The sequence below is a fragment of the Streptomyces sp. NPDC048504 genome, assembly GCF_043200035.1.
Lineage (GTDB): Bacteria > Actinomycetota > Actinomycetes > Streptomycetales > Streptomycetaceae > Streptomyces.
Genome location: NZ_JBICXA010000002.1, coordinates 227,906 through 237,005, shown reverse-complemented (window position 1 = coordinate 237,005; position 9,100 = coordinate 227,906). Strand labels below are relative to the sequence as shown.

Sequence of the window (9,100 nt, the reverse complement as noted above, 5' to 3'; positions counted from 1 at the left end):
CCGCGGGCGACCCCGCCCCCACCCCCCACCGCTTGTTCCCCCCCCCTCCCCCGACAAAACACACCCCCACCCAGCCGCGCCCCCCCCCCCCCCGGCCCCCCCCCCACTTCAGTTCCCCGCGAACCGCCGCACACCCGAGGGCGTCACCACCGCCCGCACCGGCCGGTCGTGCGCCTCCGTGGGCACGCGCTCGACGACCTCGGAGTCGTACAGCAGCACCACCAGCGCGGGATGGACGCCCGCCCGCTCCAGCCGCGCCAGCACGCGGTCGTACGATCCCCCGCCGCGCCCCAGCCGCATCCCGCGCCCATCGACCGCCAGGCCGGGCAGCAGGACGACGTCGGCGGCGGTCACGGCGTCCGGGCCGAGCCGCTCGCCGGACGGCTCCAACAGGGCCATCTTTCCGCCGTGTCGGACCCGCGCGAGCGAGCCCTCACCGTCGTAGGAGCCCCAGTCCAGGTCGTTGTCCGGGAGAAGCGCGGGAAGGAGGACGTCGACGTCCCGCGCGCGGAGTGCGTCCAAGAGCGCGAGCGTTCCGGGTTCGCTCCCGACGGAGACGTACGCCGCCACCGTGCGCGCGTGCGCCAACTCGGGCAGTTCCAGGGCGCGATCGGCGAGCGCGACGCCGGCCTCCCGTACGTCATCGGCCGTCAACCTGTTCCTCACCGTGAGGAACTCTCGTCGCAACATTCGCTTGTCAGGCTCGGTTTCACGTCGTGGGTGACGCACAGGTCCCACCCGTATCCTTCCTAATGTGCTCATATGAGAGTGTTTTAACCGGAGCCACAGATTCTGCACAAAGGCACCGGATAAGGTTCGGGCATGACTCAGTCGCACCCCAGGATCAGCAAGGCTGTCATCCCCGCAGCCGGTCTCGGCACCAGGTTCCTGCCGGCCACGAAGGCAACTCCCAAGGAGATGCTGCCGGTCGTGGACAAGCCCGCGATCCAGTACGTGGTCGAAGAGGCCGCGTCGGCTGGGCTCGACGACGTCCTCATGATCACCGGACGCAACAAGCGCCCCCTTGAGGACCACTTCGACCGCAACTACGAGCTCGAATCCGCCCTCCAGAAGAAGGGCGACGCGAGCCGGCTCGCCAAGGTCCAGGAGTCCAGCGACCTCGCGACCATGCACTACGTCCGCCAGGGCGACCCCAAGGGCCTCGGCCACGCCGTCCTGTGCGCCGCTCCGCACGTCGGCCACGAGCCCTTCGCCGTCCTCCTCGGGGATGACCTCATCGACCCCCGCGACCCCCTGCTCGCGCGCATGGTCCAGGTCCAGGAGCAGCACGGCGGCAGCGTCGTGGCCCTCATGGAGGTCGCACCCGAGCAGATCCACCTCTACGGCTGCGCGGCCGTGGAGGCCACCGCGGACGACGACGTCGTCAAGGTGACAGGCCTGGTCGAGAAGCCGGACGCGGCCGACGCCCCCTCGAACTACGCGATCATCGGCCGCTACGTCCTCGACCCCCACATCTTCGACATACTGCGCAAGACCGAGCCCGGCCGCGGCGGCGAGATCCAGCTCACCGACGCCCTCCAGCAGCTCGCCACCGACGAGAAGGTCGGCGGCCCCGTGCACGGTGTCGTCTTCAAGGGCCGCCGCTATGACACCGGCGACCGGGGCGACTATCTGCGTGCCATTGTCAGACTCGCGTGCGAACGTGAAGACCTGGGACCGGACTTCCGGGCCTGGCTTCGCAGTTACGTAGCCGAGGAGATGTAGCAACGTTGAGCACCGCCGCGACCCGCACCGCAGGGCCCGACCGCCTCTGGACGGTGGACGAGCACCTGGAGGACATCCTCGCGACCGTCCGCCCCCTGGAACCCATCGAGCTGCAACTGCTCGACGCCCAGGGCTGCGTCCTGGTCGAGGACATCACGGTGCCGGTCTCGCTCCCGCCCTTCGACAACAGCTCGATGGACGGGTACGCGGTGCGGGTCACGGACGTCGCGGGCGCCAGCGAGGAGTTCCCGGCCGTCCTGACGGTGATCGGCGACGTCGCTGCGGGTCAGGCCGAGCCGCTCCACGTGGGCCCGGGGGAGACCGCCCGCATCATGACCGGCGCCCCGCTCCCGCCCGGCGCCGAGGCCGTCGTCCCCGTGGAGTGGACCGACGGAGGCCTCGGCGACGGCCCGGTCACCGGCATGCGGGCCCGCAGCCAGGCCCCCGAGGGCGCCGGCGGGCACGTGCACGTGTACCGCTCGGCGGAGGCACGCGCGCACGTACGCGCGAAGGGCAGCGACGTGAAGGCGGGCGACCGCGCCCTGGACGCCGGCACCGTCCTCGGCCCGCCGCAGATCGCCCTGCTCGCCGCGATCGGCCGCGGCACGGTCCGCGTGCGCCCCCGCCCGCGCGTGGTCGTCATGTCCACCGGCAGCGAACTCGTCCAGCCCGACGAGCAGTTGGGCGACGGCCAGATCTACGACTCCAACAGCTTCGCCCTCACCGCCGCCGCCCGCGACGCCGGAGCCATCGCCTACCGGGTCGGCGCCGTCGCCGACGACGCCGAGACCCTCCGCTCCACCATCGACGACCAGCTAGTCCGCGCCGACCTCATGGTCACCACCGGCGGCGTGAGCGTCGGGGCGTACGACGTCGTCAAGGAAGCGCTGTCCTCCGTGGCCGACGAGGACGAGGAGGGCGCCGGGATCGACTTCCGCAAGCTCGCCATGCAGCCCGGCAAACCCCAGGGCTTCGGCTCCATCGGCCCCGACCACATCCCGCTGCTGGCGCTCCCCGGCAACCCGGTGTCGTCGTACGTCTCCTTCGAGCTGTTCGTCCGGCCCGCGATCCGCGCCCTGATGGGCCTGGACGACGTCCACCGCCCGACGACCCGGGCCACCCTCACCACCGACAAGGCGCTGACCTCCCCGAAGGGCCGCAGACAGTTCCTGCGCGGGACGTACGCCGACGGCGAGGTCACCCCCGTAGGGGGCGCCGGATCGCACCTGGTCGCGGCCCTCGCGCTCGCCGACGCGCTGATCGTCGTCCCCGAGGACGTCGAGTCCGTCGAGCCCGGCACCGAGGTCGAAGTGGTCCTGCTCGGCTGAGTACTCCTGGTTGGCGGTACCGTGTCGCGCACAACACGCCCGGACCGGGAGCGCCACACAGCATGACTGAGCCTTTCCGAGGGAGCACCCCCGGACCCCCTGCGCACGACCGACTGACGCACATCGACGACGCCGGCGCCGCCCGGATGGTCGACGTGTCCGGGAAGGACGTGACCGCGCGCACCGCCACCGCCAGCGGACGCGTCCTCGTCTCGCCCCGAGTGGTCGAACTGCTGCGCGGCGAGGGCGTCCCCAAGGGCGACGCCCTGGCCACCGCGCGTATCGCCGGGATCATGGGCGCCAAACGCACCCCGGACCTCATCCCGCTCTGCCACCCGTTGTCGGTGTCGGGTGTGAAACTGGATCTGTCGGTCGCGGACGACGCCGTACGGATCCGGGCCACCGTGAAGACGACGGACCGTACGGGCGTCGAGATGGAGGCCCTCACAGCGGTCTCCGTCGCCGCGCTCACCGTGATCGACATGGTCAAGGCGGTCGACAAGGGAGCGGTCATCACGGACGTGCGCGTGGAGGAGAAGACGGGCGGCAAGTCGGGCGACTGGAGCCGGACATGACGCCCGACAGCACCGAGCCCGCGCGGTACCGCGCTCTGGTGGTCACCGCCTCCAACCGCGCTGCCTCCGGCGTCTACGAGGACAGGGGCGGACCATTGATCGCCGACGGCCTGAAGGGCTTCGGCTTCGCGGTCGAAGGCCCGCAGGTGGTCCCCGACGGCGACCCCGTGGAGGCCGCGTTGAGAGCCGCCGTAGACGCCGGTTACGACGCCGTCGTCACCACCGGCGGCACCGGCGTCTCGCCCACCGACCGCACCCCCGAGGCGACCCGCGCGGTGATCGACTACGAGGTGCCGGGCATCGCCGAGGCCATCCGGGCGTACGGACGGGAGAAGGTGCCGACCGCGGTGCTCTCCCGGGGCCTGGCCGGAGTCGCCCGGGGCACACTCATCGTCAACCTGCCGGGTTCCACCGGCGGGGTGAAGGACGGCCTCGCCGTCCTGGAGCCCCTGCTGGCGCACGCCGTCGACCAGATCCGAGGCGGCGATCACACCAGACCCGCCGACACCAGTGGGGGTGCGAGCTGAACAGCCCATCCTGGCCCGCCGTGCTGGTGGACGGCGACATCGTCCTGAGGCCGATAAAACTCCGCGACCAGCGCGTCTGGCGCGAGGTCAACCGGCGCAACCGGGACTGGCTGCGCCCCTGGGAGGCGACGATTCCGCCGCCCACCCCCAGCGGGCCGATCGCGCACCGGCCGACCTACCGGCAGATGGTCCGGCATCTCCGCTCCGAGGCGAACTCCGGCCGGATGCTGCCGTTCGTCATCGAATACCAGGGGCGCCTGGTCGGGCAGTTGACGGTCGCCGGGATCACCTGGGGTTCGATGTGCTCGGGGCACATCGGCTACTGGGTGGACGAATCGGTGGCCGGACGCGGAGTGATGCCGACGTCCGTGGCACTCGTCGTCGACCACTGCTTCCGTGCCGTGGGACTGCACCGCATCGAGGTCTGCATTCGCCCGGAGAACGGCCCCAGCCGCCGGGTCGTCGAGAAACTCGGATTCCGCGAGGAGGGCCTCAGGCCCCGTTATCTCCACATCGACGGCGCCTGGCGCGACCACCTCGTCTTCGCGCTCACCGCGGAAGAGGTGCCCGAGGGGCTGCTGGCCCGCTGGCAGCGGGCACGCTCCCGGAGCACCCCGCACGACAATCCCGCATAACCCGGAGGCGTGGAAGCAGGCGTAGAGGCGGGAAGTTCCGGAAGCCCGGAAATGGAATACGTGTTCGAAAGTGATCGACGGATGACCGTCTTGGGGCAATGAATTCGCCAACTCCGCGGCCTGTTGATCGCATCGGTCACAAAAAAAGCTCGAAATATCAGCCAGATCGTGCGACACACCGGCTCAATTGGCAGATGGCCTCACGCAAACCCCTCTACCGTGTGAGGCGTGAGCAGCAGCGGCCTCATCTACGCAGTCATTGTCGGGGCCTGGGCCGCCTACTTGGTGCCGATGTGGCTCCGTAGGCAGGACGAGCTGAACGAGGCCCGTCCGACGGAACGCTTCAGCACCGCCATCCGGCTGCTGTCCGGACGGGCGGGAATGGAGCGCCGGTACGCCAAGGACCTGCGGGCGCGCTCCACCGAGGAGGAGCCCAGCGCCGTCGTGCCGGACGTCGTCACCGACTCGGTGGACGTCCGGGCCTTCGCCATGCCCCCGGTCCGTCCCCAGGTGCACGCGCCCGTCCGGCAGCAGAGCCAGGAGCGGTCGGAAGCGGCGCGAGAACCGGAGCGCGGGGCGGTGCGCGAATCAGCACGCAAACCCGAGCGTGAGCCGGTCCGCGAACCGGCGCGTGAGCAGGCGTCCAAGCCGGTACCCCAGCAAGCCTCCGCGCCGGCCCAGACGCCCAAGTCCGCACCCGCGCCTGCGCGCAAGCGCGTCCCGGTCGCGCGGCGCAGCCCCGCCGAGGAGGCCGCGGCAGCGCGCGCCCGGCGGGTGAAGGTGCTCGCGCGCCGCCGACGTACCACCGTGATGCTCTTCCTCGCTTTCACGCTCGGCGCGATCGTCGCGGCGGTCGGCGGGCTCGCCCTGCTCTGGGCGCCCGGTGTACCGGCCGTGCTGCTCAGCGGATACATCGCCTATCTGCGCGCCCAGGAACGCCGCCGCTTCGCCTACCAGATGGACCGGCGCCGGGCCGAGGTCGCCGCGCAGCGACTGCGGGAGCGTCAGCCGCGCAGGCGCGCGTCCGTGGACGCCGGGATCGACGACGCCGAGGAGAGCCCGGAAGCGGAGACGGACCCCGGGCTGTCCGCGCTCGCCGCAGACCGTCGCGCCCTCGTCGAGCAGACCGACCACGCCGAGTGGGTCGACCAGCAGCGCGAGCGGCAGCGTCGGCCTGGCCAGGGCGACAGTTGGGACCCGGTACCGGTACCGCTGCCGACGTACGTCACCGCGCCCGTCGCACCGCGCGCCACGTCCGACGTGGACCTCGGGGCGCCGGACGCGTGGAGTTCGGCCCGCTCCAGCTCCGTGGCGCCGGAGCAGGAGGCGCAGTCCGCCACGCGGGACGACCGCGATGCCCGGGACAGCCGGGACGCTCGGGACGAGGACGCGGAGGACCCGTCGGAGGACAAACCGTCGGCCGACGGCCGCACCGACGCCCGTCGCGCCGCCTCCGCCCGCCGCGCCCGTGAGCGGGGCCGCACGCCCCTGTTCGACCAGTACGAGGACGGCGAACGGCCCCGCGCCGCCAACGAGTGACCAGGCAAGGAACGGATTTCCAAGCACCCTGACGGGGATGCTAGAGTTTCACTCGTTGCAAGGGCCTGTGGCGCAGTCTGGTAGCGCACCTCGTTCGCATCGAGGGGGTCTGGGGTTCAAATCCCCACAGGTCCACCGCAATGACTGTTCTTGAGTTCACTCAGGGGTAGTTGATGAGGTCCCACCAATCTTCGTGATGGGTGGGACCTTCGTCGTTTCCGGGGTCTGTTCTCCGGTGCGGGTTGGGCCGGGTTCAGTCCGCTGGGAGGGCGAACCGCCGGAGATGGACGGGGCGGGCTCCGGGTGATGCGTCTTCCGAGCCGCGGGAGAAGCGGGCCAGTAGGTCCGTACCGAAGTGGATCCGATACGGCTGGTGCTCAAGGAGACCGAGGCGTCGACCGTCGTGTCACAGGACCCGCTGGTCGTTGCCTTCGGGGTGGCGGACAACCGCTTTGCGGCGCCGAGGACTTCGGGCTGTGGCCGGCTGGGGCCGGTGCTCGACAGGGTGCTCCGGATGCCGTCCCCGGCCGGCGCGAACAGCCTCGATCTGGATGCGCGGGTGTCCTTCCGCTCCTACGGTTCCACGGCCAGTTCTACGGCCGGCTCTACGGCCGAGATATCCAGGTGAGTCGCTGCGCGCACCGCGGGACCTGAACGGCACCGCCGAGGGAGTCGCAAGGGCTCACAGTGCCTTCGCGAAGCACCGGCTGTCGTCGTGGAAGCGGTAATAGCCGAACTTCACGCAGGGCTCGTAGCCGCTGGACGTGTAGAGGGCGATGGCCTCCGGCTGCTTGGTGCCGGTTTCCAGGACCATGCGGGTGCGGCCGGCCGTGCGGGCGTTCTCCTCCAGTGCGGCCAGCATGCGGCGGGCGAGGCCCAGGCCGCGGGCCTGCTCGATCACGTACATGCGCTTGAGTTCGGCGTCGCCGTCCTCGTTGCCCTCGCCGTTGGCGTCCTGGGAGCGCCAGCCGCCGGTGGCCACGGGGTCGTCGTGCTCGTCGTACGCGATGAGGTACACGCCGCTCGGCGGGGTGAAGTCCGACGGGTCCAGGACCGTGGCGTCGCCGCCGTCGCCGTAGCGGTCGTGGTACTCCGCCTGGACCTGGTCGTTGAGCTTGACGGCGTCGGGGTGGTCGAACGGGACAGGACGTATATTCATGCCGAGTATCGTACTTCTATGCGAAGGGAGGGTCTGCGGGGTTCTGTGCGGGCCCGTGAGGGTCTGTGCGGGGCGGATCTGGACTGCGTCCAGTGTGCCGGTACTGTGCCCGAGTGCTCACTGTGACCTCTGCCAATGTGAACGGACTGCGGGCCGCCGCGAAGAAGGGCTTCGTGGGGTGGCTCGCGGAGACCTCCGCCGATGTGCTCTGTCTGCAGGAGGTGCGGGCCGAGCCGGAGCAGTTGCCGGAGCGCGTCCGTGCCCCCGAGGGCTGGCACGTCGTGCACGCCCCGGCCGCCGCCAAGGGCCGCGCCGGCGTCTCCCTCTACACCCGCCGCGAGCCGGACCGTGTCCAGGTCGGCTTCGGGTCGGCCGAGTTCGACGGCAGCGGTCGTTACGTCGAGGCCGACCTCCCCGGCGTCACGGTCGCCAGCCTCTACCTGCCCTCCGGTGAGGTCGGCACCGAGCGGCAGGACGAGAAGGTCCGCTTCATGGGTGAGTTCCTCGCCTATCTGAAGGGGCTGCGTGAGCGGGCCGCCGCCGACGGGCGCGAGGTCGTCGTCTGCGGCGACTGGAACATCGCCCACCAGCCCGCCGACCTCAAGAACTGGCGCGCCAACCAGAAGAACTCCGGCTTCCTGCCGGAGGAGCGGGAGTGGCTGAGCAGCGTCTTCGACGCGGAGGGCGGGGCGTATGTCGATGTCGTGCGCGCCCTGCATCCGGACGTGGAGGGGCCGTACTCCTGGTGGTCCTACCGGGGGCGGGCGTTCGACAACGACAGTGGATGGCGGATCGACTATCACGTCTCGACGGCCGGGCTCGCCGCCAAGGCGGTCAAGGGGTACGTCGAGCGCGCGGCCACGCATGACGAGCGCTGGTCGGACCACGCGCCCGTGACGGTGGTCTACGACCTCTGAGGTCCCCGGTCGCCGCCGGCCTGCAGTCGGCGGTCCATCGCCATCGACAGTTCCGCCTCCACGACGCTCTTCGCCAGCGGTCGTAGGCGTTGCAGGTCCTCCGCCGTGCGGCCCCCGGAGAAGACCAGGTCGGTGAAGAGTTCGGCGAGGGCGTCGGTGTGTTCGCGGACGCGGCGGCCGGCGCTGAGGACGTCGGCGAGGGGGATGCCCTCGCGGACCAGCGCGGCCGTGACGTCCAGGAGGCGGCGGCTGATGTGGACGATCTCGCCGCCGTCGGTGCCGAGGTAGCCCAGTTCGAGCGAGGCGGCGAAGTTGTCCGGGGTCGCCTGGTCGCCGAAGTAGTCGGCGAGGGCCTCCGGGGTGAGCCGTACCGGCGTCTCCTCGGTGGGGGCGCCGAGGCCGAGCAACTCGCCCACGTTGCGGCCGTGATCGAAGGCCTCGGCGAGTTCCGCGATGCCGTTGAGGGTGTGGCCGCGCTCCAGGAGCGCCGAGATCGTGCGCAGGCGGGCCAGGTGCGTCTCGTCGTACCAGGCGATACGGCCCTCCCGGCGTGGCGGGTGGATGAGTTTGCGTTCGCGGTAGAAGCGCAGGGTGCGCACCGTGATGCCGGCCTCCTCGGCCAGTTCCTCCATGCGGTACTCGCGCTTCTCCGCCTGTTCGGCCCGTTCTGCGTTCTCCGCCACGCCCGCACCCTA

11 protein-coding genes and 1 tRNA gene are annotated in these 9,100 nt (G+C 71.0%); 9 read left to right on the top strand and 3 right to left on the bottom strand.

Annotation, left to right across the window (positions count from 1 at the left end; translation table 11 throughout):
- Nucleotides 1-108 precede the first annotated feature (108 nt).
- A complete protein-coding gene (locus ACGFY9_RS05325) occupies nucleotides 109-690 on the bottom strand; it encodes a 5-formyltetrahydrofolate cyclo-ligase (RefSeq protein WP_393752168.1) in 582 nt (193 codons plus the stop codon).
- 132 nt (nucleotides 691-822) lie between these two features.
- Between ACGFY9_RS05325 and galU the strand changes: the two genes are divergently transcribed.
- The 8 genes from galU (at nucleotide 823) to ACGFY9_RS05285 (ending at nucleotide 6,957) form a co-directional block, all read left to right on the top strand.
- Nucleotides 823-1,725 carry a UTP--glucose-1-phosphate uridylyltransferase GalU gene (gene galU, locus ACGFY9_RS05320; protein WP_366496916.1) on the top strand — a complete coding sequence of 301 codons (903 nt, stop codon included), beginning with the start codon at nucleotides 823-825 and terminating at the stop codon, nucleotides 1,723-1,725.
- Between the two features lie 5 nt (nucleotides 1,726-1,730).
- A complete protein-coding gene (glp, locus tag ACGFY9_RS05315; protein ID WP_393752166.1) occupies nucleotides 1,731-3,053 on the top strand; it encodes a gephyrin-like molybdotransferase Glp in 1,323 nt (440 codons plus the stop codon).
- Between the two features lie 62 nt (nucleotides 3,054-3,115).
- Nucleotides 3,116-3,628 (top strand): cyclic pyranopterin monophosphate synthase MoaC, encoded by a 513-nt coding sequence (gene moaC, locus ACGFY9_RS05310; RefSeq protein ID WP_365305676.1) that lies wholly within the window; start codon nucleotides 3,116-3,118, stop codon nucleotides 3,626-3,628.
- Nucleotides 3,625-4,155 (top strand): molybdenum cofactor biosynthesis protein B, encoded by a 531-nt coding sequence (locus ACGFY9_RS05305; RefSeq protein ID WP_393752164.1) that lies wholly within the window; start codon nucleotides 3,625-3,627, stop codon nucleotides 4,153-4,155. The genes moaC and ACGFY9_RS05305 overlap by 4 nt, the downstream gene beginning before the upstream one ends.
- Nucleotides 4,156-4,175: 20 nt before the next feature.
- Entirely contained in the window at nucleotides 4,176-4,790 is a 615-nt protein-coding gene (locus ACGFY9_RS05300) for a GNAT family N-acetyltransferase (protein ID WP_393752162.1), read from the top strand.
- Between the two features lie 228 nt (nucleotides 4,791-5,018).
- Nucleotides 5,019-6,329, top strand: coding sequence for a gephyrin-like molybdotransferase receptor GlpR (gene glpR, locus ACGFY9_RS05295; protein ID WP_393752160.1), 1,311 nt, complete (start codon nucleotides 5,019-5,021; stop codon nucleotides 6,327-6,329).
- A 61-nt stretch (nucleotides 6,330-6,390) separates the two neighbouring features.
- Nucleotides 6,391-6,464: transfer RNA gene (locus tag ACGFY9_RS05290), tRNA-Ala, on the top strand.
- 220 nt (nucleotides 6,465-6,684) lie between these two features.
- A complete protein-coding gene (locus tag ACGFY9_RS05285) occupies nucleotides 6,685-6,957 on the top strand; it encodes a hypothetical protein (RefSeq protein ID WP_393752158.1) in 273 nt (90 codons plus the stop codon).
- 54 nt (nucleotides 6,958-7,011) lie between these two features.
- Here the strand turns inward: ACGFY9_RS05285 and ACGFY9_RS05280 are convergent, their stop codons facing one another.
- Nucleotides 7,012-7,488 carry a GNAT family N-acetyltransferase gene (locus tag ACGFY9_RS05280; RefSeq protein ID WP_393752156.1) on the bottom strand — a complete coding sequence of 159 codons (477 nt, stop codon included), beginning with the start codon at nucleotides 7,486-7,488 and terminating at the stop codon, nucleotides 7,012-7,014.
- 113 nt (nucleotides 7,489-7,601) lie between these two features.
- On the opposite strand from ACGFY9_RS05280, the gene ACGFY9_RS05275 reads away from it, so the two are divergent.
- A complete protein-coding gene (locus ACGFY9_RS05275; RefSeq protein WP_393752154.1) occupies nucleotides 7,602-8,405 on the top strand; it encodes an exodeoxyribonuclease III in 804 nt (267 codons plus the stop codon).
- Here ACGFY9_RS05275 and ACGFY9_RS05270 read toward each other — a convergent pair.
- Entirely contained in the window at nucleotides 8,393-9,037 is a 645-nt protein-coding gene (locus ACGFY9_RS05270) for a MerR family transcriptional regulator (protein ID WP_393752840.1), read from the bottom strand. The two genes, ACGFY9_RS05275 and ACGFY9_RS05270, sit on opposite strands and share 13 nt — an antisense overlap.
- Between the last annotated feature and the right edge of the window lie 63 nt (nucleotides 9,038-9,100).

Excerpts from the sequence above, each read along its gene's own strand:
- moaC (WP_365305676.1), top strand. The coding sequence starts at position 3,116 with ATGACTGAGCCTTTCCGAGGGAGCACCCCCGGACCCCCTGCGCACGAC.
- galU (WP_366496916.1), top strand. The coding sequence starts at position 823 with ATGACTCAGTCGCACCCCAGGATCAGCAAGGCTGTCATCCCCGCAGCC.
- ACGFY9_RS05270 (WP_393752840.1), bottom strand. The coding sequence starts at position 9,037 with ATGGAGGAACTGGCCGAGGAGGCCGGCATCACGGTGCGCACCCTGCGC.
- ACGFY9_RS05280 (WP_393752156.1), bottom strand. The coding sequence starts at position 7,488 with ATGAATATACGTCCTGTCCCGTTCGACCACCCCGACGCCGTCAAGCTC.
- ACGFY9_RS05305 (WP_393752164.1), top strand. The coding sequence starts at position 3,625 with ATGACGCCCGACAGCACCGAGCCCGCGCGGTACCGCGCTCTGGTGGTC.
- ACGFY9_RS05325 (WP_393752168.1), bottom strand. The coding sequence starts at position 690 with ATGTTGCGACGAGAGTTCCTCACGGTGAGGAACAGGTTGACGGCCGAT.